At 71.8% G+C, this 26,153-nt stretch carries 26 protein-coding genes; 13 read left to right on the top strand and 13 right to left on the bottom strand.

Translation table 11 applies throughout. The features are described from left to right. Positions 1–7: 7 nt before the first annotated feature. Positions 8–859 carry a hypothetical protein gene (locus OG842_RS33705; RefSeq protein ID WP_266735492.1) on the top strand — a complete coding sequence of 284 codons (852 nt, stop codon included), beginning with the start codon at positions 8–10 and terminating at the stop codon, positions 857–859. Positions 860–923: 64 nt separating this feature from the next. Here the strand turns inward: OG842_RS33705 and OG842_RS33700 are convergent, their stop codons facing one another. Beyond that, on the bottom strand, positions 924–1,340 hold the full coding sequence (locus OG842_RS33700; RefSeq protein ID WP_266735494.1) for a YunG family protein: 417 nt from the start codon (positions 1,338–1,340) through the stop codon (positions 924–926). 80 nt (positions 1,341–1,420) lie between these two features. Between OG842_RS33700 and OG842_RS33695 the strand changes: the two genes are divergently transcribed. Further along, entirely contained in the window at positions 1,421–3,640 is a 2,220-nt protein-coding gene (locus tag OG842_RS33695) for a S9 family peptidase (protein ID WP_266735496.1), read from the top strand. 39 nt (positions 3,641–3,679) lie between these two features. Beyond that, positions 3,680–4,132, top strand: a complete 453-nt coding sequence (locus OG842_RS33690; protein WP_266735498.1) for a Rieske (2Fe-2S) protein — start codon at positions 3,680–3,682, stop codon at positions 4,130–4,132. Between the two features lie 19 nt (positions 4,133–4,151). Here OG842_RS33690 and OG842_RS33685 read toward each other — a convergent pair whose 3' ends face one another. Together OG842_RS33685 and OG842_RS33680 are read right to left on the bottom strand one after the other, a co-directional pair. Next, on the bottom strand, positions 4,152–4,397 hold the full coding sequence (locus OG842_RS33685) for a hypothetical protein (protein WP_266735500.1): 246 nt from the start codon (positions 4,395–4,397) through the stop codon (positions 4,152–4,154). Between the two features lie 335 nt (positions 4,398–4,732). After that, entirely contained in the window at positions 4,733–5,386 is a 654-nt protein-coding gene (locus OG842_RS33680) for a cysteine hydrolase (RefSeq protein WP_266735501.1), read from the bottom strand. A 113-nt stretch (positions 5,387–5,499) separates the two neighbouring features. Here OG842_RS33680 and OG842_RS33675 point away from each other — a divergent pair, with 113 nt between their 5' ends. Then, positions 5,500–5,976: a pyridoxamine 5'-phosphate oxidase family protein gene (locus OG842_RS33675; RefSeq protein WP_266735502.1), complete on the top strand. Its 477-nt coding sequence runs from the start codon at positions 5,500–5,502 to the stop codon at positions 5,974–5,976. A 59-nt stretch (positions 5,977–6,035) separates the two neighbouring features. Here the strand turns inward: OG842_RS33675 and OG842_RS33670 are convergent, their stop codons facing one another. The 4 genes from OG842_RS33670 to OG842_RS33655 all read right to left on the bottom strand — a co-directional run bounded on the left by OG842_RS33670 (position 6,036) and on the right by OG842_RS33655 (position 11,130). Continuing rightward, entirely contained in the window at positions 6,036–6,674 is a 639-nt protein-coding gene (locus OG842_RS33670) for a response regulator (RefSeq protein ID WP_266735504.1), read from the bottom strand. Next, positions 6,671–7,903 (bottom strand): sensor histidine kinase, encoded by a 1,233-nt coding sequence (locus tag OG842_RS33665; RefSeq protein WP_266735506.1) that lies wholly within the window; start codon positions 7,901–7,903, stop codon positions 6,671–6,673. Before OG842_RS33665 ends, OG842_RS33670 begins: the two co-directional genes overlap by 4 nt. Positions 7,904–7,908: 5 nt before the next feature. Then, positions 7,909–10,098 (bottom strand): MMPL family transporter, encoded by a 2,190-nt coding sequence (locus OG842_RS33660; RefSeq protein ID WP_266735507.1) that lies wholly within the window; start codon positions 10,096–10,098, stop codon positions 7,909–7,911. A gap of 123 nt (positions 10,099–10,221) precedes the next feature. Beyond that, positions 10,222–11,130 carry a LysR family transcriptional regulator gene (locus OG842_RS33655; RefSeq protein WP_266735509.1) on the bottom strand — a complete coding sequence of 303 codons (909 nt, stop codon included), beginning with the start codon at positions 11,128–11,130 and terminating at the stop codon, positions 10,222–10,224. Between the two features lie 73 nt (positions 11,131–11,203). Between OG842_RS33655 and OG842_RS33650 the strand changes: the two genes are divergently transcribed. Continuing rightward, a complete protein-coding gene (locus OG842_RS33650) occupies positions 11,204–12,298 on the top strand; it encodes a DMT family transporter (protein ID WP_266735510.1) in 1,095 nt (364 codons plus the stop codon). Here OG842_RS33650 and OG842_RS33645 read toward each other — a convergent pair. Beyond that, entirely contained in the window at positions 12,289–13,620 is a 1,332-nt protein-coding gene (locus OG842_RS33645; RefSeq protein ID WP_266735512.1) for an aminotransferase class I/II-fold pyridoxal phosphate-dependent enzyme, read from the bottom strand. The genes OG842_RS33650 and OG842_RS33645 overlap by 10 nt on opposite strands. Before the next feature lie 35 nt (positions 13,621–13,655). On the opposite strand from OG842_RS33645, the gene OG842_RS33640 reads away from it, so the two are divergent. Then, positions 13,656–14,354, top strand: a complete 699-nt coding sequence (locus OG842_RS33640; RefSeq protein ID WP_266735514.1) for a pyridoxamine 5'-phosphate oxidase family protein — start codon at positions 13,656–13,658, stop codon at positions 14,352–14,354. A 75-nt stretch (positions 14,355–14,429) separates the two neighbouring features. Here the strand turns inward: OG842_RS33640 and OG842_RS33635 are convergent, their stop codons facing one another. After that, positions 14,430–15,488, bottom strand: coding sequence for an EamA family transporter (locus tag OG842_RS33635; protein ID WP_266735516.1), 1,059 nt, complete (start codon positions 15,486–15,488; stop codon positions 14,430–14,432). 137 nt (positions 15,489–15,625) lie between these two features. After that, positions 15,626–16,216 carry a Clp protease N-terminal domain-containing protein gene (locus tag OG842_RS33630; protein ID WP_266735518.1) on the bottom strand — a complete coding sequence of 197 codons (591 nt, stop codon included), beginning with the start codon at positions 16,214–16,216 and terminating at the stop codon, positions 15,626–15,628. 245 nt (positions 16,217–16,461) lie between these two features. Here OG842_RS33630 and OG842_RS33625 point away from each other — a divergent pair, with 245 nt between their 5' ends. Next, complete coding sequence (locus tag OG842_RS33625) at positions 16,462–16,683, top strand: hypothetical protein (protein WP_266735520.1); 222 nt, start codon at positions 16,462–16,464, stop codon at positions 16,681–16,683. Positions 16,684–16,744: 61 nt separating this feature from the next. Beyond that, positions 16,745–17,176 (top strand): type II toxin-antitoxin system Rv0910 family toxin, encoded by a 432-nt coding sequence (locus OG842_RS33620; protein ID WP_266735522.1) that lies wholly within the window; start codon positions 16,745–16,747, stop codon positions 17,174–17,176. Positions 17,177–17,259: 83 nt separating this feature from the next. Here the strand turns inward: OG842_RS33620 and OG842_RS33615 are convergent, their stop codons facing one another. Then, positions 17,260–17,892, bottom strand: a complete 633-nt coding sequence (locus OG842_RS33615) for a PadR family transcriptional regulator (RefSeq protein WP_266735523.1) — start codon at positions 17,890–17,892, stop codon at positions 17,260–17,262. A 177-nt stretch (positions 17,893–18,069) separates the two neighbouring features. On the opposite strand from OG842_RS33615, the gene OG842_RS33610 reads away from it, so the two are divergent. The 3 genes from OG842_RS33610 (at position 18,070) to OG842_RS33600 (ending at position 20,621) form a co-directional block, all read left to right on the top strand. Further along, a complete protein-coding gene (locus OG842_RS33610; RefSeq protein WP_266735525.1) occupies positions 18,070–18,987 on the top strand; it encodes an aminoglycoside phosphotransferase family protein in 918 nt (305 codons plus the stop codon). Positions 18,988–19,040: 53 nt separating this feature from the next. After that, positions 19,041–19,433: a YrdB family protein gene (locus OG842_RS33605; protein WP_266735527.1), complete on the top strand. Its 393-nt coding sequence runs from the start codon at positions 19,041–19,043 to the stop codon at positions 19,431–19,433. 102 nt (positions 19,434–19,535) lie between these two features. Continuing rightward, complete coding sequence (locus OG842_RS33600) at positions 19,536–20,621, top strand: hypothetical protein (RefSeq protein ID WP_266735528.1); 1,086 nt, start codon at positions 19,536–19,538, stop codon at positions 20,619–20,621. A 1,036-nt stretch (positions 20,622–21,657) separates the two neighbouring features. Here OG842_RS33600 and OG842_RS33595 read toward each other — a convergent pair. Further along, positions 21,658–22,314, bottom strand: coding sequence for a maleylpyruvate isomerase N-terminal domain-containing protein (locus OG842_RS33595; RefSeq protein ID WP_266735529.1), 657 nt, complete (start codon positions 22,312–22,314; stop codon positions 21,658–21,660). Positions 22,315–22,420: 106 nt separating this feature from the next. Between OG842_RS33595 and OG842_RS33590 the strand changes: the two genes are divergently transcribed. Further along, the gene (locus tag OG842_RS33590) at positions 22,421–23,242 is read left to right on the top strand and encodes a PhzF family phenazine biosynthesis protein (protein WP_266735531.1); all 822 of its coding nucleotides are present in this window, start codon (positions 22,421–22,423) and stop codon (positions 23,240–23,242) included. Positions 23,243–23,345: 103 nt separating this feature from the next. On the opposite strand, the gene OG842_RS33585 is transcribed toward OG842_RS33590, so the two are convergent. After that, entirely contained in the window at positions 23,346–24,125 is a 780-nt protein-coding gene (locus OG842_RS33585) for a CPBP family intramembrane glutamic endopeptidase (RefSeq protein ID WP_266737297.1), read from the bottom strand. Positions 24,126–24,310: 185 nt separating this feature from the next. On the opposite strand from OG842_RS33585, the gene OG842_RS33580 reads away from it, so the two are divergent. Beyond that, the gene (locus tag OG842_RS33580; RefSeq protein ID WP_266735533.1) at positions 24,311–26,101 is read left to right on the top strand and encodes a substrate-binding and VWA domain-containing protein; all 1,791 of its coding nucleotides are present in this window, start codon (positions 24,311–24,313) and stop codon (positions 26,099–26,101) included. Positions 26,102–26,153 lie beyond the last annotated feature (52 nt).

The raw sequence follows: 26,153 nt of genomic DNA, 5'->3' as shown, positions 1-26,153 counted from the left end.
TCCTGTCATGAGCGACTCGTTGAACAGAACAGCCCTCGGGACCGCCACTCCCGCCCCCGTCGCGGTGGAGGGCGGGCCGCTGCCCATCGACGTGGCGGCCGCCCGCCGGGTCGCGGAGGCAATGCGCGTCACACTGTCCGAAGCCTGCCGGGCGGCCGGGGTCCCGGACGACAGCGGCTGGCTGACGGAGTACACCCGGCCGGACTTCGGCAGCTTCCAGGACTTCGTCGCGGGACTGCGCGACGATCCCGATCCCGACCACGTGCCGCTGATGCCGCAGTTGTGCGGGCGCCTGCTCGGCGACGACGCCCGTACGGACCACGCGCTGACCGGCGACCAGGAGATCCGCGAGCCGTTCTTCCACCACGGCGACCTCCTGGTGCGGGGCCACCTGGACGTGGCGGCCCCCTTCGTGGTCACCGGTTCGCTCGTCGTCGAGGGCTGCCTGACCGACTGCGGCCCCGACTCCGTCGTCGCCGTCCGCGGCGATGTCAGGGCCCGCGCGGTGCACACCGACGGGGAGATGTCCGTCGGTGGTGACATCGAGGCCGAGATCGTCTACGGCCACTACAACGACCAGACGCTCCAGGCGCGCACCATCCGCGCCCGGCTGGTCATCGAGGACGAGCACAGCACGATCGCCGCGGTGGAGGCGGACACCCACTTCGATCCGGACGATTTCCAGCAGGGGTACGGCAAGGGCGTGCAGGAGCGGCTGCGCGAACTGCTGGTGGACGAGGTGTTCTCCCATGAGGAGGACGAGGAAGAGCAGGAACAGCTGGACCGGGCGCTCCTCTTCACCCGCCTGCGCGAGGGACGGGCGGTCTTCCGCGCGGACGACGGCTCGTCGGCGAACTGATCCGGCCCGGCGCCCGTGGACAGCCACGGGCACCGGACGGCCCGGGGCGCCGGCCGCTACCGGCTCAGACTTGCCGGCAGTCGGCGGGCGGCGTCGCGCCGGCCGGTCTCAGCTCCGCCAGGACTCTGCCGCGCAGCAGCTCGTACTCCTCGCGCAGCCGCACGATCTCCGCCGGCCGTACGATCACCTCCCCGCCGACGACGATCTCCTCCGGGCGGAACTGCTCGCGGGTGAGATCGACTTCGACGTCCATGCCCAGCCGGTTCCACCAGTGGTAGTCGACCCGCTCGCCGTCCACATGGACCTCGCCGCGGATCAGATCGCCGCCCAGGAGGTCGTGCACCACGAGCGCGGTCACTCCGCACTGATCGCGCGCCGGATTGTCCGGTGTCCACTCCGCCCGGTGTTCCGGTGTCGTGGTGTCCGCGCCCCAACTCCGGCGAACGGCCTGCTCAAGGTCGGTGAAACTGCTCAGTGTCATACCGCTCAGCGTCGCAGACGCCACTGACAGTCCACGCCCCTCGCTCCGTCGCCGGGAGAACCACCTGTCATGGTGTCGCCATGATTCCTACCAGCGATGCCGCGACCGCTGACCCGACGGACGACACCCACCGGTTCCCGGAGCAGTTCGGGCGGACCCACCGGTTCTCGCTCGGGGTGCCCCGCGGCTTCACCGTCTCGCCGGACGGCACACGGGTGCTCTTCGTGCGCTCCACGTCCGGCACGGACCGGGTGAGCCGGCTCTGGCTGTACGAGGACGGGAAGGAGCGGCTGCTCGCCGATCCGCTCGGGGCCGGTCACGGCGACCCGACGGGCGGCCGGGTGCCGCCGGAGGAGCTGGCCCGCCGCGAACGGGCGAGGGAGACGTCGTCGGGTGTGGTGTCCTACGCGACCGACGCGCAGGTGCGGCTCGTGGCCTTCGCGCTCGACGGCGAACTCTGGGTGGTGCGGACGGACGGCGGCGCGCCGCGCCGGATCCGGACCGCCGGTCCGGTGGTCGATCCCCGGCCCTCGCCGGACGGCACGCTGATCGCGTACGTCTCCGGCGGCGCGCTGCGGACCGTCACGGCTCAGGGGACGGACGACCGGGTGCTCGCCGCTCCGGACGGCGACCGGGTGACGTACGGGTTGTCCGACCACGTGTCGGCCGAGTCGATCGGCCGCCCGCGCGGCTACTGGTGGTCGCCCCGCGGCGATGCGCTGCTGGTGGCGCGGGTGGACACCTCGATGGTGGCGCGCCGGTACATCAGCGATCCGGCCCGTCCGGAGCGGCCCGCCCGCGAGATGGCGTATCCGGCGGCGGGCACGGCGAACGCGGAGGTCTCGCTCCACCTGGTGCAGGTGTCCGGGGAGCGGCTCGCGGTCCGGCTGCCGCGCGAGGCGGACGCGGACCATCCCGAGGGCGTGTGGACGGACCGGTCGTTCGAGTACGTGGTGTCGGCGGCGTGGGACGGGCACGGGCCGCTGGTCTCCGTGCAGACGCGTGACCAGCGTTCGGTGTACGTGCTCGCGGTCGATCCCGGCACGGGCGGGACGAGCGTCCTGAGCCGTGCCCACGACCGGGCGTGGGTCGCCCTGCGGCCCGGGACACCGTCGCGGCTCCCCTGCGGTGCGCTCGTCGTTCCCGCGCGTCCTGGCGGCGACACCCAGGGGCTGGAGGCCGGCGGCGTGCCGACGCCCCCGGGTCTGGAGGTCCGCGAGGTGGTCGGATCGAGCGGCGGGAGAGTCTTCTTCACAGCGAGCGAGGAACCGACCGAGGTCCATGTCTGGTCGTACGAAGCGGAGGCCCCCGGCAGTGGCGCCGCCGCTCCCGTGCGCGTCAGCGAGGCCCCCGGCGTGCACACGGCCGCGGTCGGCGGGCCCACCGTGGTGCTGGACAGCAGGACCCCGGACGGTCAGACGGTGACCGTGCTGCGGGACGGAACGCCCGTGGGGCGGATCTCGGTCCTCGCCGAGACCCCGCTGGTCGTCCCGCGGCCCGCGGTGCTGAGCCTGGGGAAGCGGGAGCTGCGCAGCCGGCTGTACCTGCCGTCGTGGCACCGGCCGGGCGACGCCCCGCTGCCGGTGCTGCTCAGCCCGTACGCCGGCCACGGCATGCAGGTCGTCCTCAAGGTGCGTACCTGGTGGGTGGCGGTCGCCCAGTGGTTCGCCGAGCAGGGCTTCGCGGTGCTGGTCACGGACGGCCGGGGCACTCCGGGACGGGGTGAGGCCTGGGAGAAGTCGGTGCACGGAGACCGGCTGACGGCTGTGCTCGACGACCAGATCGACGCGCTGCACGCGGCCGCCGCGCGGTGTTCCGCGCTGGACCCGGCCCGGGTCGCCATGCGCGGCTGGTCGTTCAGCGGGTATCTCGCCGCTGCCGCCGTGCTGCGGCATCCGGAGATCTTCCACGCCGCGGTGGCCGGAGCCGCGCCGACCGACCGGCGGCTCTACGACACCCACTGGGAGGAGCGGTTCCTGGGCCACCCGGACGTGCTGCCGGAGAACTACGGGCGCAACTCGCTGCTCGCGGAGGCGGCCGGGCTGACCCGCCCGCTCATGCTCGTGCACGGACTTGCCGATGACAATGTGGCCGTCGCCCACATGCTGCGGTTCTCCGCCGCGCTGCTGGCCGCGGGCCGGGCGCACACGGTGCTGCCGTTGTCCGGGGCCGGTCATCTGGTCACCCGGGAGGCGGCGGGCAATCTGTTGCTGCTGGAGCGGGACTTCCTCCGGAAGTCCCTGGGTGTTGAACACGGGGGTCCCGCCGCGCGTACACCTGGTCGTACACCGAAGCCGTGAAAACCGAAGCCGTGAACTCCCCGGAAGGGAAGCACCAGTATGAGCACAACGCAGAACCACGAGGGCCGTCCCGGGCGGCGCGCCGTTGTCGCCGCGGCAGGGGCCGTGTCGGTGACCGCCGTACTCGCCGCCTGCGGCAACCAGAAGGAATCGGACGGTGCGGATGTGGTCAAGCCCGCCGCCGACGGAACGGACGGCGGCGGCGGCGTTCTGGCCCGGACGGCCGACATCCCCGAGGGCGGCGGGAAGGTCTTCGCCGACCGGGGTGTCGTGGTGACGCAGCCGAAGGCGGGCGAGTTCAAGGCGTTCTCGTCGAAGTGCACCCATCAGGGGTGCGCGGTGTCGAGCGTCGCGGACGGCACCATCGACTGCCCCTGTCACGGCAGCAGGTTCGACGCGTCGACGGGCGCCGTGGCGCACGGCCCCGCCACCGAACCGCTGCCCGCCAGGACGATCACGGTCTCGGGCGGCACGATCACGCTCGCGCCCTGATCGCACCGCCCCGGTGGTGTCAGGCTTCCACCGCCTGGGCCGAGCCGGAGACGGGGAAGTGCCGGGCCATCTTCGCGTAGCTCAGCGCGGTCAGGAACATCGCTCCGGTGGCGACGAGGAACGCGGTCGGCGCGGCGCCCCCGCTGGCCGCGGAGATCACACCGAAGATCACCATCACCAGGCTGGGCGCCATGCAGGAGAGCCCGAAGGCGACCACGGAGGTGAGCAAGAGCCGGCCGCTGAGCTCGACCCGGGTGCCGGTCATGACAGCTGCTGCTCTCGTGTTTCACGCGCTCGGGACTGGCCCGCGAGCGGGCCGTGCTCTTCTGCCTGACCTTCATCGCCACCGCCCTCGGGCTCTGTGCCCACGCGGCCTCGCTCAGCTCGCTCGACCCCGAGAACCGGGCCAAGGACGACACCACCTCGACCCGGGTCTACGCCCGGCTCCCGGAGGGCGACCACCCCATCACCCGCACGCACGCCGACAAGCTGGCCCGGGTGAGCCGGAAGGCGATCTACGACACCGCCGTCGAGGCGATCCTGACGGCGGCCGAACGAGCCGCGGCGGGTCGACCGTTGCGCGAGGAGGGGCCGAGTCCGTCAGGAACCGGTCCTGCGGGATGTGCGGTTCAGCCAGCAGCCCAGTACCTCGTCGGTGGTCGTGACGGTGGCGACGAGGGCGAGCGTGTTGCGGATCATCGCGGGGGTGTAGTCGGCCGGCACCCCCGCGATGGCGTCGGACGGCACCACGGCGGTGTAGCCGAGGTTCACCGCGTCGAACACGGCGTTGGGGACGGCGACATTGGCCGAGACCCCGGTGACGACGAGGGTCCGGCAGCCGAGGTTGCGCAGCAGCGCGTCCACATCGGTGCCGGCGATGGGCGAGAGGCCGTGCAGCCTGCGTACGACGAGGTCCTCGTCGGCGACTTCGATCGGTGCGGCGATCCGTACCGCCGTGGTGCCGCGGTGCTGTTGCACGGGCAGCCGGCCGGCGGCCCGGAAGAGGCGGGCGTTGTTGTTGGCGCCCCGCCCGTCGGGGCGGCGCTCGGCCACCGCGTGCAGCACCTGGACCCCGGCCTCGTGCGCGGCCGCGACCAGCCGGGCGACCCGGTCCAGGGCGCCGGAGGAGCGGGCCTGGTCGGCCAGTTCGGGCAGTGCGCTCCCCGGGCCCACGACCCCCTGCTGGCATTCGACTGTCAGCAGCACGGTGGTGGCCGGATCGAGCTGCTCGGCGAGCTGGTTCTTCGAGGGCACGGCTGCCCCTTTCTGCGGCGGACCGGGCGCGCGAGGCTAACCGGCATTGCGCGACGAGGGAAGAGACCCCATGATTTCTGACACACAGTCAGACAACAGGAGGGGGCGCCCCCATGGCCGCCATTCAGCGACGGGGCCGTCGGATCATGATGACGGACGACGAACGCGACGCCTATCTCGCCGAGCAGCGCACCTGCCGGGTCGCCACCGTGTCCGCGGACGGCCGCCCGCACGTCGGCGCCCTCTGGTTCGCCTGGGACGGGACCTCGCTCTGGCTGTACTCGATCACCCGCAGCCTGCGCTGGTCCCAGCTGCACCGGGACCCGAGGATCGCGGTGGTCGTGGACGACGGGGTGGAGTACGCGGAGCTGCGCGGCATCGAACTCTCCGGCGATGCCGTTCCCGTGGGCGAGGCCCCCCGTACCGGCGAGCCGTGCCTCGAACTCGCCTCCCCGGAACGGCTGTTCGCGGCGAAGTACTTCGGGATGGACACCATGCCGCACGACGGCCGCCATGCCTGGCTGCGGCTGACCCCGCAGGCCATCACCTCCTGGGACTTCCGCAAGCTCGCGGAACCGCCCACGGCCTGAGAGCCGCCTTCCGCGACCTCACCCGCGATCCGTCGCGTCCGGCCCGTTCCGCGGCGTCTTCAGGGGCGTCTCAGCAGCCCCCGTTCCATGGCCACCACCACCGCGCGCGTCCGGTCGCTCACGTCGAGCTTGGCGAACAGGCGCAGGAGGTGGGTCTTGACCGTGGCCTCCGCGATGACGAGGCGTCTGCCGATCTCGGCGTTGGTCAGCCCGTCGGCCACCGCGTCGAGCACGTCGGTCTCGCGGGCGGTGAGCGGCTCCTGGGCCGGGCGCCGCATCCGCGCGATCAGCTTCTCGGCCACCCGGGGCGCGAGGACGGTCTCGCCGCGCGCCGCCGAGCGGATGGCGTCGGCGAGCTGTTCGCGGGTGGTGTCCTTCAGGAGGTAGCCGATGGCGCCCGCCTCGACCCCGCGCTCGATGTCCTGATCGGTGTCGTAGGTCGTCAGGATCAGGACCCGGGTGCGCGGGTACCGGGCGACGATCTCGGTGGTCGCCCCCACCCCGTCCAGCACCGGCATCCGCAGGTCGACCAGGGCGACGTCGGGGTCGTGCCGTGCCACCAGGTCGAGGGCGTCCCTGCCGTCCCCCGCCTCCCCGACGATCTCGATCCCGTCCTCACCGGCGAGCAGGGCGACGACACCCGCCCGCATGACGGTGTGGTCGTCCACCACGACCACCCTGATCCGGCCGCCGGTCATCGCGTCCCCTCGCTCTCCGCGTCGTTCGCCACATCGCCGTCCCCGGGCGCCGGCTCCAGCGGGATCACCCCCAGGACCCTGGTGCCGTCGCCGACGGAGCTGGTGACCGTGAGCCGGCCGCCCAGCTCCGCCAGGCGTCTGCGCATCCCGTCGAGCCCGAACCCCTTCGACTCCTCCGGTACGAATCCGATGCCGTCGTCGGTGACCTCCAGCTCCACCGCGTGCGGCCCGTGGGTCAGCATCACACCGACCGTGGAGGCGCGCGCGTGCTTGCGCACGTTGGCCAGGGACTCCTGCGTACAGCGCAGCAGCGCGATCCGGGTCTGCTGGTCGCACTCGACGTCCGCCAGATCGCCGGCCACCGTGAGCCCGGTGTCCTCCGCGAAGCGGTCCAGGACGCGGCGCAGCGTCTGTGCCACCGACCCGGCAGCCGGACCACCCCGCTGCCGGGCCGAGCCGACCAGCTCCCGGGCCTCGGCGAGGTTCTCCCGGGCCGTGGACTCGATCGAGCGCAGCTGCTGGGCGCTGCGGGCCGGCTCCGCGTCGAGTCCCGCCCGCGCCGCCTCCGCCAGTACGACGATCGACGCGAGGCCCTGCGCGAGGGTGTCGTGGATGTCCCGTGCCATCCGCTCCCGTTCGTCCGCCGCCCCCTGGCGCTGGTGCGCCTCGGAAAGCTCCGCCTGGGTCCGTTCCAACTCGACGATCAGCCGGGCGCGTTCGGTGCTCTGTGCGACCACCGAGTGCGCCCACAGTCCGATCAGGACCCCCACGGCGACGACGATCAGGGTGGACACCATGGTCTCGGCGAAGAACTGCAGCGATCCGCCCTCCCGGTACCAGCTCCCCGCCAGCGTCGCCGCCGTCGCCAGCCCCAGGAACCCCATCGAGGTCCTGGGGGTCCGCCCGAACATCCAGTAGTGCGGCAGCGTCACCATGAACAGCGCCGCGTAGCTGCCGCCCAGATGGGCGAGCCCGCCGAGCGCGAGCACCAGCACGCAGAGGTAGACGTGCGGCCGTACGAGGGGGTTGTCGGGGAAGCGGTCGAGGAGCGCGTAGCAGAGCACCACGCAGCCGAGCAGCGCGAGTGACGCGTACCGGTCCCGGACGGATCCGTCCATGGCGGCGAGCCCGGCGGCCATCGCGGCGAACAGCACCCAGCACACTGCGTTCCAGCGGCGCAGCGATGTGGTCCAGAAGGCGTCGGCCGAGGTCCCGGCGAGAGCGGTCATGCCGATCAACGTACTTCGGCCAGTGGCTCGTCGCGTACGGTCCGGTCCGATCCGGCCGGGGCGGGACGCGACGGCCACCAGGTCGCCTCGCCCAGCAGGAGCAGTGCCGCCGGCAGGATCATGATGCGGACCACGAAGGCGTCCAGCAGCACGGCCACCGCGAGTACGAAGCCGATCTGCTTCATCTCGATGATGTGCAGCAGGACGAAGCTCACGAAGACGGTCGTCATCACGACCGCGGCGCTGGTGACCACGCTCGCCGACGTACGGAGCCCGTCCAGGACCGCCTGCCGTGTGGGGACACCGGCGAGCACGGCCTCCCTGATCCGGCTCACCACGAACACCTGGTAGTCCATGGAGAGTCCGAAGAGGATCACGAAGAGGAAGAGCGGGACGCGCGAGCCGATCGAGCCGGTGGAGTCGAAGCCCAGCAGCCCCTCGGCCCAGGTGCCCTGGAAGACGAGGACGAGCAGTCCGAGCGCGGCCGCGGCGGAGAGCAGGTTGAGTACGACCCCGAGCAGGCCGAGCACCACGGAGCGGAAGGCGTACACGGTCATCGCGAAGGTCACCAGCAGCAGCGCCCCGAGGACGAGCGGGATCCTGCTGTTCTGATGGGCCGGGTAGTCGGCGTACCGGGCGACGTCCCCACTGACGCCGTACTCGGCTCCCCGGACCCGTCCGACGGTGGCGGGCAGGTACTCGTCTCTCAGATGGCCGAGGGAGTCGCGGGCTTGTGCGGAGTTGCCGAGGTGCGGCACCTTCAGCCGCAGCACACTGATCCGGTGGTCGGCCGAGGTCTCGATGCGCGGACCGTCGGTGAACAGCGGGTCCCCGTCGGTGAGCCGGGCCAGTTCGCGCAGCGCGCCGGTGACCTCCCCACTGCGCGAGGCATCGGCGCGCACGACGACGTCGTGCGTCACCCGCTGCTCGGGGAACGCCTCGTTGAGGCGGTCGTACACCCGCATCGCGGGAATCTCGCGGGAGTGCGTGTCCCGGCTCATCTCCGTGATGTTCAGTCCGGCCAGTGGCAGCGCGAGCGCGATCAGGGCGAGGACCGGGACGCAGAGCGTGGCGAGGGGGTGCCGGGCCGCAGGCCGCAGCAGCGCCGTCCAGATCCGGCCGCCACCCTCGCGGCGGGGGCGCGGGGCGGACTTCCCGTGCTCCGCGCGGCGTCGTGCCCGTCGCTCCGCCCGCTTCCCGAGCACGGTCAGCAGCGCGGGCAGCACCGTCAGTGAACTGGCCACGGCGACCAGTGTGACCACGATGGTGCCGGTGGCCAGCGAGGAGAAGATCACGTCGGAGGCCAGATACAGCGTCGCGGTGGAGATGACGACCGCCAGCCCCGACACCACGACCGCCCGGCCCGACGTGGCCGCGGCCAGTTCCACCAGCGCCTCGGTGCTCAGCCGGCCGCCGCTGCGTGCCCGTTCCTCGCGCTCCCGTTTGAGGTGGAAGAGCGTGTAGTCGACCCCGACGGCGAGACCGATCATCAGGATGACGTTCGTGCCGACCCCGGCGTCGGGTGAGACGTGCGAGACCACCATCGACAGGCCGATGGCCGCCGCGATCGACGTGAGGGCGAGCAGCAGCGGCACCGCGGCCATGACGACCGATCCGAAGACGACCAGCAAGGTGACCAGGGTGACGGGAAGGGTGATCTTCTCGGACAGCGCCAGGTCGTCGCCGCGCTGCTGGTCGACCCCCTTGCTGATGGAGGGGCTGCCCGTCTCCTCCAGCAGCAGCCCGGGACGGGTCTTCTGAACGGCCGAGGTCTGCGCCGCGACGGCGTCGACCTTGTCCTTCGCGTCCCGCTCCTCGCCCTTCAGGGCCACTTCGACCATGAGGATCCGGCCGCCGCCGGACCAGAGCGGCGCGGCCACGTCCGCGACCTCCGGCAGCTTCCTCATCCGGGTCGTGAGATCCCGGGCGGCCTCCTCGGCCGAGTGCCTGTCGGGGGTGCCCGACCGAGTGGAGATCAGCACCTGCTCGGTGGAACGGCGCTCCAGGTGTCCCTCGGCCGCCATCGCCTCGGCCCGGCCCGCCTCGCCGACACGGAAGTCGGCCGTCTTCGCGCTGTTGGTGCCGACGGCTCCGCCGACGACCAGGCAGAGCACCACGAACACCAGCCAGCCGACGACCGCCCGCCAGGGGTGCCGCGCGCTTCGGCGCGCCATGCGCACAGTGAATGAATTCATGCCCGAAAGCCTTGTTGAACAGGGCAGTTGACGGACAGAGGTGTCAGGTTGAACTTGCCGTCCACCGATCGGTGGACCCCGGTGCTGGGGTAATCCCCCGCACACCGGGCCGATGGCCGTGGCTCACTGCGCGTCCAGCTCCAGCCCCGCCGCGCGCAGGGCGGCCACCGCGGCCCTGATCGACGGACGCCGGTCCGCGTCGGTACGCCAGACGGCGTGGACGTGACGTCGCATCTTCTGCCGTACGGGCACGAGCCGCACCCCGTCGGGTACCGGACCGCGGCCCAGCCTCGGCGCCACACAGACGCCCATCCCGGCAGCGATCAGGGCGAGTTGGGTGTGATGCTCGCCCGCCAGGTGCGCGATGCGCGGTTCGATGCCCTTGGAGCGGAGGGTGAACATCAGCCAGTCGTAACAGAATTCGCCCTCGGGCCAGGAGACCCAGTCGTCGTCGGCGAACTCCTCCAGGTCCACCTGGTCCCGGTCGGCGAGCCGATGGCCGGCCGGCATCGCGATGTCCGGTGCGTCGTCCAGGAGTTCGGCCTTGGCCAGGCCGGCGGGCACGGGCAGCCGCTTATTGCTCCAGTCCAGCACCACCGCGAGGTCGATGTCGCCTCTGATCACCGCACGGATTCCGTCCTCGGGCTCCAGTTCCCGGGTACGTACGCGCAGTTCGGGGTGGTCGCCGCGCAGCGCGCGGAGCGCGGCGGGGAAGAGTCCGCGTGCCGCGGTCGGAAAGGCGGAGAGCCGGATCTCGCCCACCACCTCACCGCGCTGTGCCTCGATGTCGGACTGGGCGAGCTCGACCTGGGACAGGATCCGGGCCGCGTGGTCGGCGAGCAGCCGGCCTGCGTCGGTGAGCCGGACGCCGCGCCCGTTCCTGGCCAGTAGCTGCTGCCCAACCTCCCGCTCCAGCTTCGCCATCTGCTGGGAGACCGCCGACGTGGTCACGTGCAGCCCTTCGGCGGCGCCGCCCACGGAACCGTGCCGGGCCAGTGCGTCCAGGGTACGCAGGCGCTCCAGATTCAACATGTAAGCAATGCTACGCAGACACCCGCACAAAGTCTCGCTTGTCCTACGCGGTCAGGGCCGCCATCGTTGACCCATGAGCGCCACCGCCGCACCGGGAACCACCGCACCGGGAACCACGCCTGCCACCGAGTCCGCCGCCCCGAGCCCGCCCGTGGCGCCCGCCGCCCGCCCGGCGCTGGACTGGCGCATCCGCTTCGGGGCGCTCTCGCTCATCTGGGGCTTCAGCTTCCTGCTGATCAAGGTCGGCACCGAGGGGTACGCCCCGTTCCAGGTCACCCTGGGCCGTCTGCTGTCCGGCACCGCGGTGCTGGCCGTCGCAATGGCGGTCCGGCGCGAGCGGCTGCCCCGGGGTGCCCGCACATGGGGGCACCTGGCGGTCGCCGCGTTCTTCCTGAACGCGCTTCCGTTCTCGCTCTTCGCCTATGCCGAGCTGACCATTCCGTCGACTCTGGCGGGCATCTGCAACGCGACATCGCCCCTGTGGGGCATGGCGCTGTCGCTCGTCGCGCTCTCCGAGGACCGGCCGACCCGTCGCCGGGTCGCCGGACTCGGGCTGGGCTTCCTCGGCGTGCTGACCGTGCTGGGCGCCTGGCAGGGCTTCTCCGGGCTGGACTTCGGCGGCACGGCGATGGCTCTGCTCGCCTCCCTCAGCTATCCGATCGGCTGGATCTACGTCCGCCGGACGCTGGCGGGCAGCGGCTCGTCGACGCTGGCGCTCACCGGCAGCCAGCTCTTCCTGGGCACGGCGCAGATCGCCCTGGTGACCCCGCTGTTCACCTCGGCCCCCGACGGGTTCCCGCTGCTCCCGACCCTGGCAGTGGTCGCCCTCGGTGCGCTCGGCACCGGCCTCGCGGTCCTGGTGCAGTACGGCCTGGTGGCGGAGGTCGGGCCGACGACCGCGCAGATGGTCACCTACTTCATCCCGGTCATCGCCACCGCCGCCGGGGTGATCGTGCTCGGCGAGCAGCTGAGCTGGAACACTCCGGTGGGCGCCCTCGTGGTCCTGGCGGGCGCCGCCCTCACCCAGAGCAGGGCCCGGGGCGGCCGGGCATCCACCGGCCGGGCACCCAGCGGCGGAGCCGGGACCGGTTCCGGGACCAGGACCGAAGCCGGGTCCGGGATCAGGGCCGGCGCCAGGACCGGGATCAGAGCCGGGGATCATCCGTAGGTCAGCGGCTTCACCGGTCCCGCCGCTGCCGCCACCTCATCCGCGAGTGGTCCGATCTCGTCCTCGGCGAGCGACGAGACGGTGAGCCGGATTCCCTGGGGCGCGGCCAGCCGGAACCGCGCCCCGGGCGCCACGGCCCAGCCGGCGTGCAGCAGCCTCGCCACGACACCGGTCTCGTCGCCGACCGGCACCCACACATTCATCCCGCTGCGCCCGTGGGCGGCCACGCCCCGCTCCGCCAGCGCCCGCACGAGACCGTCCCGCCGCTTCGCGTACGCCCGCGCCACCTCCCCCGGATCGACCGCGCCCGTGGTCCACAGGTGCACCACGGCCCGTTGCAGCAGTCTGCTGACCCAGCCGGGGCCCAGCCGCTGGCGCCCCGCCACCCGGTCGGCCGTGACCCGGTCACCGGTCAGCACGGCGACCCGCAGGTCCGGCCCGTACGCCTTGGCGACGGACCGCACGAAGGCCCAGCGGTCCGTGGCACCGGACAGGGGATGGAGCGGCAGATCGACGATGCCGTGCCCGTGGTCGTCCTCGATCAGGAGTACGCCGCGGTGTCCGGCGAGGACTCCGCGCAACTCGAAGGCGCGTCCGGCGGTGATGGCCGCCCCGGTCGGATTCTGCGCGCGGCCGGTGACCACGAGCGCGCGGGCACCGGCGTTCAGCGCTTTCTCCACGGCGTCGGGCACCGGCCCGTCGTCGTCGACCGCGACGGGCACGGGACGCAGCCCCAGCGCCGGTACGAGATCCAGCATGCTGCCCCAGCCGGGGTCCTCGACGGCCACCGCGTCGCCGGGTCTGAGGTGCGCGACGAGAACGCGCTCGATCGCGTCCAGCGATCCCGAGGTCGCGACCACGGGCCCGGCCGGCACCCCGTCCGCATCCAGCGCGGCACGGGCGAGCGCGGCGAACTCCGGGTCCACCGGCGCCTGCCCGTACATCCCGGGCTGCCGCGCATACTCCTGCGCGACCGCCGCGAAGGCATCCCCCAGCGCGGGCAGCAGCTCCGGATCGGGGTTGCCCGCGCCCAGGTCCCGGACGCCCGCCGGCGCCTCGACCCGGAGCGAACCACGCGCCGTACTCGCGGGACGCGGCCGAACCCGGCTGCCCCGGCGCCCCGCCGTCTCGATCACCCCGCGCTCGCGGAGCGTGCGGTAGGCGGCCGCCACCGTATTCGGGTTGACCCCCAACCGATCCGCCAACTCCCGCATGGGAGGCAGCACTTGGCCTGGTTCGAGCTCACCGGAGCCGACCCCGCGCTCCACACTGGCGGCAATCTCCGATGCGCGCCGCCCAACAATCCGATACTCTCCTAGCACAAACAAGATTATGCACTAGTGCAATGGAGTACGCAATGTCGGACACCGCAGCGCCGCAGACCACGACCCCGGACGCCGCAGCAGGCGGTTACGAGCCGACCGAGCGCACCATCCCGACCCGTTCCCGTGAACGGGCGTCATACGACCGGGAGGTGGTCCACTCGATACTCGACGAGGCATACCTCTGCCACCTCGGCTTCGTCCATGACGGCGCGCCCGTCGTCCTGCCGACGCTCTTCGGCCGGATCGGCGACCGGCTCTACGTACACGGCTCGACGGGCTCCCGTCCGCTGCGCGAGGCGGGCCGCACCGACCCCGGTCTGCCCGTGTGCCTCACGGTGACGCATGTCGACGGACTGGTGCTGGCCCGCTCCGCCTTCCACCACTCGATCAACTACCGCTCCGTGGTGGTCCACGGCGTCGCGCACACGGTCACCGATCCCCGGGAGCGGCGGACCGCACTCGACGCCATCGTCGACCATGTGGTGCCCGGCCGGTCCGCCGATTCCCGGCCCGCCGACGACAAGGAGCTCGCCGCGACCGCGGTGATCCGGCTGGACCTGCGGGAGGTGTCCGCGAAGATCCGCACGGGCGGCCCCAACGACGAACCCCGCGACCTCGCGCTCCCCCATTGGGCAGGTGTCGTCCCGCTCGCCCGCGGCTATGCGACGCCGCTGCCCTCGGACGACCTCGACCCCGCGATCGGCGTGCCGGACTACATCACCGCACTCTGACGCACACCGGGTGACGTGCGGGCCCGCCACCGGGAGGCGGCCCGCCCGTCACCCGCCGCCATCACGGGTGGGACGTCACGTAGCGGCGCGACCGGCGGACAACTCCCCCTCGGCAGTGGCACGACCGGCAACCGGACCTGCGGCAGCAGTCCGGCCGACGCCCGACACCTCGGCGGCCCCCGTGCCCGGTCCCGACGCGACGGGCCCCGAGTGCGTCCGCGGTGTCGACGACTGGGCGATGAAGGCACCGATCAGCACCATGGCACCGCCGATGAGCTGGGGCGCCGACAGGTGCTCGCCGAGCATCACCCAGGCGAGCACCGTGGCGATGACCGCCTCGAGACAGGCGACCACGCCCGCCACCGCGGGTGAGAGCAGCCGCACCGAGATCACCCCGGTGACGTACGCGATCACGGTCGCCAGCAGCACGATCCAGACGAGCAGCAGCCAGGCCGGAACATCCGTGCCGTCCATGCCCGCCGTGCCGCCCAGGACCGACCAGTCCATGCCCCAGGGCTGTGCGACCACGGTGAGAACGGCCGCGCCGATCAGCAGCCCGTACGCGATGACCCCGACCGGATGCGGCGGTTCGACACCGTCCGCGCCGTCCGCACTCCCCTGGTCCGACAGAACGAAGTAGCCGACCTGACAACAGGCGGCACCGAGCGCCAGCAGCAGCCCGACCACGTCGAAGCTCAGCCCCGACCAGACCTCGACCACGCACGTCAGTCCGCCGACGGCGAGCACCACACCGACCGCGGCCCGCCGGGTGACCGGCCTTCGCTGGACGAACCGGACCCAGCCGAGCACGAGCGCGGGCGCGAGGTACTCGACGAGAAGCGCGACCCCGACCGGGATCCTGGAGAGCGCGGCGAAGTAGAAGGCCTGCACACCCGCGACGGCGAGCAGCCCGAAGCCGAGCAGCAGAACCGGCCGGCTGCGCACCAGATCCCGATGGTGCCAGGCCACCGGCAGCATGACCAGCGCCGCGCCCGCCACCCGCAGCCACACCACATGGAGCGGATCGAGCCCTGCCTCGATCAGCGGCTTGGCCGCCACCCCTGAACCACCGAATGCGAACGCCGAGGCCAGGGCTAGTCCCAGGCTGGCGCTTCTCCCCTGAGACGCGTGCATCGGCCCATCATGACAGCTGCGGTCAGGGGCGTCACCCCCGGTCACCCCTGACAGGCCCGCTGCCGGGCGGACGGCTCCACACCGCCCGTCCGGACGGCTCCACACCGGCCGCCCCATCTACTCCCAGGGCCGGACGCTCAGACTCCGCCCTCCGGCACGCCCTGCCCGGCAACATCCGCGACCCGGGCGGCGAGCCGGTCCGCGTCGACCCCGCCCCGTACCAGCACCTCCACGGCCCGGCACTCGTGGTCCGAGGCCAGTGCCGCGAGCAGATCGAGCCCTCGCGCCCGTACGTCGCCGCGCGACTCCGCCCGGTCGAGCGCCCCGGCCATCGCGGAAGCGGCCGAGGGCGACCAGCCCTCCATCCCCGTGCCCCGGACGACGGGATCCGTGCCCCGCACGACGACCCCCGGGTCCGGGACGACCGGGACGGCACCGGAGTCCTCGACCGAACCCTGCCAGCGGAGTCCGTATCCGATACTGCGCTGGACGAGGTAGCCGAGCACCCTGGCCAGCTGGGGTCCGCCCTCGAAGGCCGCCCGCACCGCGGGGTCCGATTCGATGAGGGAGTGCAGCAGATGCGCCGTGTCGATCTGCCGGTCGCCGTCGCGCAGCGCACGCCTGCGGGCGCCCGTCACCACGGCGGCCAGCTCCACGGCCAGTCTGGCGTCGAGCTCGGCGCGGTTCGGTACGGGTTGCTGGGGGATCCGCGGCGTCCGGTTCTGCACATCTCTCACCCCATCAGGCCCGGAGCGCGAATACATCCCCGGATGGGCCCATCCAGGCATCCCACGCAAGTTGGGCACACCCGAACGGTTTCTCCTCCTTGCGGATGAGATCTCGCCATTTCCGGATCCGATCGGCGAAAAGGGCGCGCGCCGCCTTGCCACGCGCTCCCCAGGCAACCGGAAACCACCCCTGGACGTCCCACAGGCCATACCTCCATGCCACAGCCGGAAGGGAGCCCGCGTACGTGTCCTGGTTGGTCGCCCTGCCGGCACTCGACGGACGGGAGTACGTGTACCGGGTCCACGCCCCGGCCGACGCGCTGCGCGCCGACCTCTTCTGGGCCGCGTTCCACTGCCACGACGACGGTCCGCACCCCCGCGCCTTCGACCGGTTCGACGCCGCTCTGATCTGGCGCGCGGGAGCGGACGGGAACGGCCACATAGATCTGACAGTTCATCAGTATTGAATGTTCCGGCCACTGCGGCTACGTTCCGCGACACCGTAACCCGCCGAGAAGGGGTGGTCACATGGCCGAAGTCAGTGCAGAGGCACGCATCGAAGCACCGGCCGAGAAGGTGTGGGCCCAGCTGACGGACTTCACCGCGTACGGTCAGTGGAACGCCACCCACACCAGCTTCCCCAAGGGCGGTCCGGCGACACTCGAACTCGCCGCCACCTACGAGGAGAACATGAAGCTCATGGGCTTCCCGGCCGAGGTGACCTGGACGGTGGCGGAACTGGAGACCGCGCGCCTGCTGACCACGAAGGGCAAGGGCCCGATGGGCGTCAACCTGGCCATGCGCTACTCGCTGACCCCCGACGGGGACGCGACCACGGTCCGCATCGACGGGGAGTTCACCGGCGCCGCGGTCTCCCTGATGGCCGGAAAGCTCAAGGACTCGGCGACGGCCGCGCTCGTCGAGTCACTGCGCAAACTGGGCGGGCTCATCGTCGCCTGACACCACCCGGCCGACGGAAAGGGCCTCGCGGCTCGGCCGCGAGGCCCTTGGCACCACGCCCACGGGCAACCACACCCAGGGGCTCAGTGCTCGTCGGCAAGGATCAGATACAGCTTCTTCCGGGCGTCATTGATGACCGTGAGAGCCTTCTCCCGCTGATCGGCCGAGCCGGTCTTCCAGACCTGGCCGAACGCCTCCATCAGGCCGAATCCGGCCTGCCGGATCTCATTGACGCTCTCCCAGTCGACACCGCGCCCGGCCTCCTCCCAGGGCGCCTCGGGCCCCGACTCCGCCTCGGCGCGGCCGGTGTCGGTGAGCGTGAACAGCTTCTTGCCGCCCTCGCTCGCGCTGACGATCAGGCCCTCGTCCTCCAGCAGTTGAAGGGTCGGGTAGACCGAGCCCGGACTGGGCCGCCAGGCCCCGCCGCTGCGCTCGCCGATCTCCTGGATCATCTCGTACCCGTGCATCGACCGGTCCTTGAGCAGCGCCAGGATCGAAGCGCGTACGTCACCACGCCGTGCCCTCCCCCGACCGCCGCCCCGACCACGCCCACCCCCGAAGGGGCCACCGCCGAAGGGGCCACCCCCGAACGGCGGCCCGAACTGCCCGAAGGCCGCCCGCCGCCCCTCGAACTCACCACGCCCCTGATGACCGGGCCCGCAGTGCCCGTGTCCACGCCCATGTCCGAACTCTTGCCCGTGTCCATGTGAACGCATCGCTCTACTCCTTCTATCGTTGATCTGTCGCGATGCTTCAACGATATATCGGAACCGATCGCCTGACAATCCCCACACCGACCCGGCCCCGCGCCGGGTCCGTTCCATCGAGATCGAGCGGCACGGAGTGCTCTGCGTCACAAGCGGCCGGCCATCATCCGGCTAGCGTGGCTCCGCATGACCCACTCCGAGATCGAAATGACCGCGGATCTGATCCTGGAACTGCTGCACGACCAGCACCCCGACCTGGCCGATCACCCTGTGCAGCTCGGCGCACACGGCTGGGACAACCAGCTGTGGCGGCTCGGCGACGACCTGGCCGTCCGGTTGCCCTGGGCAACGGAGTCGGCGGACGAGCTGCTGCGCAAGGAGTACGACTGGCTGCCCGGTCTCGCCCCGCGCCTTCCCCTTCCGGTCCCCGTCCCACAGCGCATCGGTGAGCCCTCGGCGCGCTTTCCGCGGCCCTGGATCGTCACCACCTGGGTGCCCGGAACGCCCGCCGACCGCGCCCCCGCCACACGCGTCGCGGAATCGGCCGACGCCCTGGCCGCCTTCCTGACGGCCCTTCACAGACCCGCCCCCGACGGTGCTCCGGCCGGCCGCGGCCGCGGAGGACCGCTGGCCGACCACACCGAAGGGTTCACCCGGCAACTCGCCTCGGCCACCGAGCAGGGACTGATCCCCGACCCGGACGCCGTCCGCGCGGTCTGGGAAGACGCCGTCGCCGCTCCCGACTGGTCAGGCCCGGCGCTGTGGCTCCACGGCGACCTGCACCCCGCCAACGTCCTTACCGAAGACGGGACTTTCTGTGGTGTGATCGACTTCGGCGACCTCTTCGCGGGCGACCCGGCCTGCGATCTCGCCGCTGCTTGGCTCCTGCTGCCGGACGGCGCCGTCGACCGCTTCCATGACGCCTACCGACCGGCCGCGGACTCCGCGACCCTGCGCCGCGCCCGCGGCTGGGCGGTGGTGAAAGCCCTCGTCTGCATCCTCATCGGAGAGGCAGGCGTCCACGGCCGCCCCGGCGGCAAACCCACCTGGGGCCCACCCGGACACGCCTCGCTGAGACGCCTCATCGCGACGGCCCGTCACTGATCACGCGTCGCTCGCCGGGATGCCGTCTCCGGATCGATGAGAGAGGGAACGCAGTGAGCACGACGGCGGATCTGGCCCTGGCCTACAACCCGGCCTTCCTGGGCCTTCGATTCCTGCTCGAGGTCTTCGCGCTCCTCTGCTTCGGACTGTGGGGCTGGCGCCGGGTGCCCGGCTCGCTGCGGTACCTGGCGGCGGTCGCGATACCGGTGGCGGTGGCCATTGTGTGGGGCGACTTCGCCACCGCAGGCGACGAAGCCCGCTCGGGCGGGACGACCTTCAACACCCCCGGGCCGCTGCGACTTCTGCTGGAGCTGGGCGTGTTCGGCGGGGCCTGGGCGGCCTTGCGCCATGCCGGCCTGCGGGGAACCGCCCGCTGGTTCCTGGCCGTCCTGGTCCTGTACCACATCGCCGCGTACGACCGGGTCCGGTGGTTGCTCCACCACTGACCCTGCGCAGCAAGCTGTGCCTCGGACCCGCGGCGGCCAAAAATGCGTTGGCCGGTCGCCGCCGGGCTGCGACGATGCCCCTGTTTCTCAAGTGGAGGGCATTTGTTCGTATTCGAGTGTGCGGGGTGCGGCGCCACGCTGACCGCGCCGCTGTCCGAGGTCGCCCTGCCGGCCCATGCCCATCAGAAGTACGGGAACGGGAATCAGCTCCCCGTCCTCATGGAGTCGGGCACGTTCGCCGTGGAGCCGGAGCCCTGGGGGCCGCCGTGGCGGAGGTGGGAGGAGATCGATCCGGACGAAGCCGAGGCCCGCGGCATCTACGCACCGGTCCACGGCCTGTCCGACGGCCCGCCCGGCATGGTCGCCATCGCCCCCGGAGACATCCGCAGCACCGTACTGATCCCGGAGATGGCCGGCGGATACTGCTGCGGCCTCGACGGGTCCGACGGCCCCAACATGGCCTGCGAGGCGTGCGGCCTGCCCGTGGCCAGCAGGATCGACGACTGCTCGCTCTGGCAGGCGGTGTGGCTCGTCCCGGACGCCGTGCGCCGCCTCCCCGTCGACGGCACCGCCGCCGCACCGCTCTCCTGGGCGGAGCTGATGGCGGAGGGGACGGGCACGCCCCCGTACGAGCCGCTCACCGGCTGGGGCCGGCCGCTGGGATCCGGCCACCGGTGGTCCTGGAGCCCGCAGTGGGAGGCGGCAGCCGGACGGGCACTCGCTCACCTGCTGGCTGCCTCGGGAGGCCACCCCGTGATCGTCCCTGACGGCCTGATCACAGAGGTGTTCCAACACGCCCTCGACGCCATCCTGCCCGCCGGCCCGCCCGCCCGGCACGCCGTCCTGGCAGGACCGGAGCTACCTGCTCCCGACGCGGAAGCCGACATCCTCCTCGTGCCGGTCCATCCGCAGACGGGGAAGACCTGGACCCCGGCCGGCCCGGCCGTCTCCGCGTACCCGGTGCCGCTGCCGTTCGGGGTGTGGCTGTGGCTGGTCCACCCCGAGCCGGACCTGCCCGTCCCCACATCGGGAGTCATGCCCGACGGCGTCCTCGACGTGGATCCGCCCCTGCCGCGCCCCGACCACCTGTTCCGGGCCGACGCGGCAGCGTTCCGGCACACCCTGGTCCGGCTGCCGGCCGTCCGCAGCCCGTGGCTCCGCGAGATCGCGGAAAACCTCCCGCAGTAGATGCGCGGCCTCATCTTCTGAGGGCTGTCCCGGTCAGGGAGGGGCGACGAGGTCAGGGGGGTGGCGACGAGTTCGCGGAGTCTCGTGGCGAGCCACGGCCTGCGTCCGCCGGCCCGCATCCCGCCTCGCGCGATCGCCTTCCAGATCGGCGTGCGCCGGAAGGAGACCAGCAGGAGCGTGGCCGGCGCCGCCGTGATCGTGCAGTCGTACGCGCGTGGCGGGGCGTCGCGGGTCACCGTCATCGTCCCGTCGTCGACGACGGCCGCCGGCCGCGGACCGCCCTTGATCCTGAGGTCGAACGCGATGCTGACGCCCCGGGCCCTCGCCGTGTGCAGGGCCGGCGCCACCATCGTCGGCATCGACTGCCCGAGCACCGGGCGCGCCTCGTCCGGGCCGATCGCCCACGGGAGCCCGGCGCCGCGCGCGATGTCCAGGCCGTGCACGAGGCTCTCACTGGGCATCAGACCGGTCACCGCGGCCAACGTGATCGTCGCCCGCTGCCCGTACCGGGGCACGGTGACGGGGGTGTCCGGGGCGAGGCCCTCGGTGATCCGCAGGAACGTCTCGCCCCGCTCGGCGACGAAGTCGCCGGGACGGGCGTGTCCGTCGCCGCCGAGGAGGTCGACGGACTTGGCGTCCATGGCCGCGATCCGCTCGGTGAACGGCGCGTCGCCCGGCGGCAGGACCGGTGTCCCACTCCACGGACCCGACGGCGGAGACGATGGAGCAGTACGCGAGATACACGGCCGCGAGATGGGTACCGACGTCGCCCAGCGTCCACACCGGAACACCGGAACACCGGAGGACGCGTCAGGATCAGGAACCTCGCCCAGCAGCCGCACCCGTCGCGGGCGTCGGCACGCAGCGCGGCGCGGGTCTTCTCGTGCTCGGTGACGGGATCGAATCCCGGGACGCTGCCCATGCCACCCCCCCCCCATGCTGTGGACGGGCCGTCGAGCAGGCCGGTGGCGGCAGGGCTCCCGCGAATCCGAGCCGCCGCGCCATCGCACCGCTCAGGCGCGATGTGCCCCGGCCGTCATCCGAGGAAGAGCGGGAACTTCGCGGCCCGTTCGCCCAGTGCCGCCTGCTCCGCGCCGGTCGGCGCACGCCGTCCCGTGCCGACCAGCAGCGCGTCCTTGTCGGAGAACGACGCGGGGAACGCCGCCCCGGCGATGGTCTCCAGCATCTCCCGGGACCCGGCGAGCCCCTCCGCAGGCGGTTCGGCCGCGCCCGGAACGTACGCGCCGAGGTCGAGGTGGTGCAGCGTCCACTCCAGGACGTACGCACGGAGGTAGTCGCCCGCGGTGAGGACCACATCACGGGTGCCGACCCGGAGAGCCGGGTCGGCGAGTGCGGCGGCGCGGCCGGCGGCGGAACCGACGTCGTCGAGGTGGAACTTGAGCAGGCGCGGCTCCTCGTACGCCGCGGCCAGCCGGACGATCAGCGCATCCAGCGGATCGTCGCCGGTCGGCGGCGTCTTCGAGACGTTCCAGTAGGTCACCGCGCCGCGGGTCGGTTCCGCCCCGGCGGGCGTCGCAAGGGTGATCAGGACGTCCTGGGCATCGATGACCAGATGGCACACCAGGTCCCTCACCAGCCAGCCGGCACAGCCGGACGGCCGCGCGAAGTCCTCGTCCTGAAGCTCGGCGACCGCCGTACGCAGCGCGGTCCAGGAGCGTGAGAAGAGATCCACATCGGCAAGGTAGTGCGGTGCGGCAAGGACGGTCCAGTGCCGCAGGGGGCCAAGGACACGGAATTGGCCTTGGCGTACGGCTCCGCACCGTACGTATGGTCGCGGCATGAGGATTCGAATCGTCGACACGTTCACCGACCGCCCCTTCACCGGCAACCCGGCGGGGGTCCTGATCCTGGATTCCGACACCTTCGCCGACGACGATCGCCTCCAGCGGATCGCCATGGAAGTGAACCTCTCCGAGACCGCCTTCGCCCATCCACTGCCTCCGGGCGGCGAGGCCGACTGGGCGCTTCGCTGGTTCACCCCGACCACGGAGGTCGACATGTGCGGGCACGCCACCCTCGCCACCGCGCACGTCCTGCACACCACCGGGACGGCGAGCGGCACGGTGCGCTTCGCGGCCCGGTGCGGGATCCTCACCGCGACCGCCCGCCCCGACGGCGGGATCACCCTCGACTTCCCCACGTCCCCGTTGACACCGGAGGCCACCCCGGCCGGGCTGGCCGCCGCCCTGGGCGCGGAACCGCTCTCCGTCCACGACACCGGCCCGCACATCGGCGACCTGCTCGTCGAACTGTCCGACGAGGCGACCGTACGAGGGCTGACCCCCGATGTCGCCAGGCTGGCAGACGTGTCCCGGCGGGGCGTCATCGTCACGGCCGCCGCGCAGGACCCGGCCCGCGGCTACGACTTCGTCTCGCGCGGCTTCTTCCCGCGCGTCGGGATCGACGAGGACCCCGTGACCGGCAGCGCCCACACCGCGCTGGCGCCCTTCTGGTCGGCCCGCCTCGGCCGTGACGAACTGACCGGGCTACAGGCCTCCGCCCGTTCCGGCCTGGTACGGACCGCTTTGCGCGGCGACCGCACTCTGCTGACGGGCGACGCCGTGACGGTCATCGACGGCGAACTGCTCGCATCGCTCTGACCCTCGGACGAGGGTGCGGGGCCCCGAGGACCGCTCCACCACTCCCCCGCACCCTCCCCTGCACGCGTCCCGTACCCCACAACCCTCACGGCCTTCACGGCCTTCACGGCGTGGGCAACCAGCCCACCTTCCCCGCCAGCAGCGCGTATCCGACGAACGCCCCGATATCCAGCAGCGCGTGCGCCGCGACCAGCGGCCCGACCCGCCCCCAACGCCGGTACAGCAGTACGAAGACGACGCCCATCACCATGTTCCCGATGAAGCCGCCGATCCCCTGATACAGGTGGTACGAGCCGCGCAGCACCGAACTGGCGACCAGTGCCGCCATCGGCGTCCACCCCAACTGCCCCAGTCTGCGCAGCAGATACCCGACGACGATCACTTCCTCCACGACGGAGTTCTGGATCGCGGACAGGATCAGGACCGGGAACTTCCACCACCCGTCGGGCAGTGACTCCGGGACCACGGTCAGGTTGAATCCGGCGGCCCTGGCCACCAGGTAGAAGGCGAGGCCGGCGCTTCCGATCCCCGCCGCGACCATCGTGCCGCGTCCCAGGTCCGGCCACGGCCTGGTGCGGTCGAAACCGATGACCCGCAGCCCGGTGTCCTCCCTGATCAGCAGATGCGCGACCAGGGCGACGGGCACCAGGGCCGTCGTGATACCGAAGAGTTGCCAGGCGAGATCCAGCCATGGACGTCCCGGAGCGTACGAGCTGTTGAGCGTCGCCGCCTGATCCTTCAAACCCCCTGGTTTCGTCAGTGATCCGACAAAACTGATCAGGGCAGACACCGCGCTGGCGCCCAATGAGAGAGCCAGCACGAGGATCGTTTCGGACCGCAGGATCCGTCGCGAAGAAGCCTCCCGGGGGAAAGAATCAGCCATAAGCCCCGCCTCCACCTGTACACCTGCCTTGAGTTGTGCATTCACTCCCCATCCTGCTCCCCCTCCGGCTAGGGTCTCGAATGCAGGTACGAAGATCATGCGCGACAGGCCGGGGGACAACCACCATTGCCGATGGTGTGGTCCCCCTTTTTCCTTGTTCATCCTCAAGGAGGGGCACCACCGACATGGGACGTCACAGCTTGCCCGATGACTACGCGGGAGACGGAAGCGGGGACGGATCACCACCACGCCGTCGGCGTACCGTTGTGATCGCCACCACGCTCGTCCTCGCAGTGGTGGCGGGCACGGCCGTAGCGGCGCAAAGCGGCCTGTTGTCGTTCTCGAAGAGCTGCGAGGACTCCGCCGTACGCCTGTCCATGATGGCCTCCCCGGACATCGCCCCCGCCGTTCGCGCCATCGCCGACAAGGCGCGCAAGGACGAGGTGCGTTCCGACGGTCGCTGTCTGTACGTGACGGTGGTCGCCCGCGACTCCTACAAGGTCGCCGGTGCCCTCTCCGACGGCACGCGTACCCCGGACTTCCAGATCTGGCTGCCCGACTCCGACCTCTGGCCCGACCGGGCCAAGGGTTCCGGTGACGGCGTCCCGGTCACACCGGGCGACTCCATCGCGTCCTCCCCCGTGACCCTGGCCATGGTTCCGTCCGCGGCCAAGGGCCTCGGCTGGCCGAAGAAGAAGTACTCCTGGGCGGAGTTGACGGCCGCCGCCATGGAATCGGACAAAATGCGCCTCGGCTCGGCCGACCCCGCACGCAGCGCCACCGGCCTGCTGGCGCTCACCAGCATCGGTGCGTCCTCCGAGAAGCAGGGCGGAGACAGCGACACCAGGGTCGCGGCGACCGCCAAGCTGCTCGCGCAGCGCATGTCGGACAGTGACGCCCAGGTGCTGGAGACCCTGGCACAGGGCGACTCGGGCGCCGAACAGGGCAACCCGGAACGCAACCAGGCGGTGCCCCTCTCCGAGCAGGCCGCTTTCACCCACAACGCTGAGTCGACCGGCAGCGGAAAGCTCGATCTCTTCTACCCCGAGGACGGCACACCGCTGCTCAACTACCCCTACACGATGGTCGACGAGACCGCTATGAGCACGTCCGAGAGCCGGGCGGCGCTGCGGTTCAGAACGCTGCTGGACGAACCCGCCTCGCAGGCCACACTGGAGAAGCACGGCTTCAGGAACGCCGACGGCACCGCGGGCGAGTCGGTGGTCGCTCCGGCCGGTGGCAAGAAGCCCCAGCCCTATGCCACCGCGGGCGCCGACGCACCGACCGCCGAGGCGCTCCAGCAGACCCTCGGCATGTGGACGATCACGGTGCAGAGCGCCCGGCTGACCACGGTCGTCGACGCCTCGGGGTCCATGGCCACGATCGTCCCGGGACGCAACCAGTCCCGGATGGACGTCACCAAGGCGTCCCTGATCCAGGCCCTCAACCAGTTCACCCCGAACGACGAGATCGGGCTCTGGGAGTTCGCCACCAGGCTCGACGGCGACAAGGACTACCGCAAACTGGTCCCGGCCACCAGGCTGGGCGATCCGGCGAAGGGCGGCGGCACCCACCGCGAGAAGCTCTCCGCGGCCTTCGCGGCGCTGCAACCCGTACCGGACGGCGCGACCGGTCTCTACGACACCATGCTCGCCGCCTACAAGGACGCCCAGGCGACCTATGTGAAGGGCAAGTTCAACGCGGTCGTGATCCTCACCGACGGCTCGAACCAGGACAGCCTCTCCATCTCCCGCAGTGCACTGATCGCGGAACTGAGGCGGATCGCCGATCCGGAGCGTCCGGTGCCGCTGCTCGCCATCGCGGTCGGTCCCGAGGCCGACCGCGATGAGGTGAACGAGATAGCGAAGGTGACCGGCGGCGGTGGCTACCAGGTCATCGACCCGGCCGAGATCCAGACGGTGATCCTGCAGGCCATCATGACGGCCGGCCAGAGCGGTCACGCCGGCCAGGACTAGGGCCTGTCCGCCCCGATCCGCCGGACAGGCCCTGCCCCCGGACACGGCCGGT

It is taken from the genome of Streptomyces sp. NBC_00376, from assembly GCF_036077095.1.
Classification (GTDB): Bacteria; Actinomycetota; Actinomycetes; order Streptomycetales; family Streptomycetaceae; genus Streptomyces.
Note: the sequence above shows the minus strand (reverse complement) of the source record. Positions and strands in the feature narration are given on the sequence as shown.

What these genes read in the sequence shown, in the direction of transcription:
- OG842_RS33670 (WP_266735504.1), bottom strand. Translation starts at nt 6,674, where the DNA reads ATGACCGGCGGCCGGATCAGGGTGGTCGTGGTGGACGACCACACCGTC.
- OG842_RS33610 (WP_266735525.1), top strand. Translation starts at nt 18,070, where the DNA reads ATGACCCACTCCGAGATCGAAATGACCGCGGATCTGATCCTGGAACTG.
- OG842_RS33615 (WP_266735523.1), bottom strand. Translation starts at nt 17,892, where the DNA reads ATGCGTTCACATGGACACGGGCAAGAGTTCGGACATGGGCGTGGACAC.
- OG842_RS33690 (WP_266735498.1), top strand. Translation starts at nt 3,680, where the DNA reads ATGAGCACAACGCAGAACCACGAGGGCCGTCCCGGGCGGCGCGCCGTT.
- OG842_RS33660 (WP_266735507.1), bottom strand. Translation starts at nt 10,098, where the DNA reads ATGAATTCATTCACTGTGCGCATGGCGCGCCGAAGCGCGCGGCACCCC.
- OG842_RS33585 (WP_266737297.1), bottom strand. Translation starts at nt 24,125, where the DNA reads ATGGCTGATTCTTTCCCCCGGGAGGCTTCTTCGCGACGGATCCTGCGG.
- OG842_RS33695 (WP_266735496.1), top strand. Translation starts at nt 1,421, where the DNA reads ATGATTCCTACCAGCGATGCCGCGACCGCTGACCCGACGGACGACACC.
- OG842_RS33685 (WP_266735500.1), bottom strand. Translation starts at nt 4,397, where the DNA reads ATGACCGGCACCCGGGTCGAGCTCAGCGGCCGGCTCTTGCTCACCTCC.
- OG842_RS33700 (WP_266735494.1), bottom strand. Translation starts at nt 1,340, where the DNA reads ATGACACTGAGCAGTTTCACCGACCTTGAGCAGGCCGTTCGCCGGAGT.
- OG842_RS33665 (WP_266735506.1), bottom strand. Translation starts at nt 7,903, where the DNA reads ATGACCGCTCTCGCCGGGACCTCGGCCGACGCCTTCTGGACCACATCG.
- OG842_RS33620 (WP_266735522.1), top strand. Translation starts at nt 16,745, where the DNA reads ATGGCCGAAGTCAGTGCAGAGGCACGCATCGAAGCACCGGCCGAGAAG.
- OG842_RS33650 (WP_266735510.1), top strand. Translation starts at nt 11,204, where the DNA reads ATGAGCGCCACCGCCGCACCGGGAACCACCGCACCGGGAACCACGCCT.
- OG842_RS33640 (WP_266735514.1), top strand. Translation starts at nt 13,656, where the DNA reads ATGTCGGACACCGCAGCGCCGCAGACCACGACCCCGGACGCCGCAGCA.
- OG842_RS33655 (WP_266735509.1), bottom strand. Translation starts at nt 11,130, where the DNA reads ATGTTGAATCTGGAGCGCCTGCGTACCCTGGACGCACTGGCCCGGCAC.
- OG842_RS33590 (WP_266735531.1), top strand. Translation starts at nt 22,421, where the DNA reads ATGAGGATTCGAATCGTCGACACGTTCACCGACCGCCCCTTCACCGGC.
- OG842_RS33675 (WP_266735502.1), top strand. Translation starts at nt 5,500, where the DNA reads ATGGCCGCCATTCAGCGACGGGGCCGTCGGATCATGATGACGGACGAC.
- OG842_RS33635 (WP_266735516.1), bottom strand. Translation starts at nt 15,488, where the DNA reads ATGCACGCGTCTCAGGGGAGAAGCGCCAGCCTGGGACTAGCCCTGGCC.
- OG842_RS33705 (WP_266735492.1), top strand. Translation starts at nt 8, where the DNA reads ATGAGCGACTCGTTGAACAGAACAGCCCTCGGGACCGCCACTCCCGCC.
- OG842_RS33580 (WP_266735533.1), top strand. Translation starts at nt 24,311, where the DNA reads ATGGGACGTCACAGCTTGCCCGATGACTACGCGGGAGACGGAAGCGGG.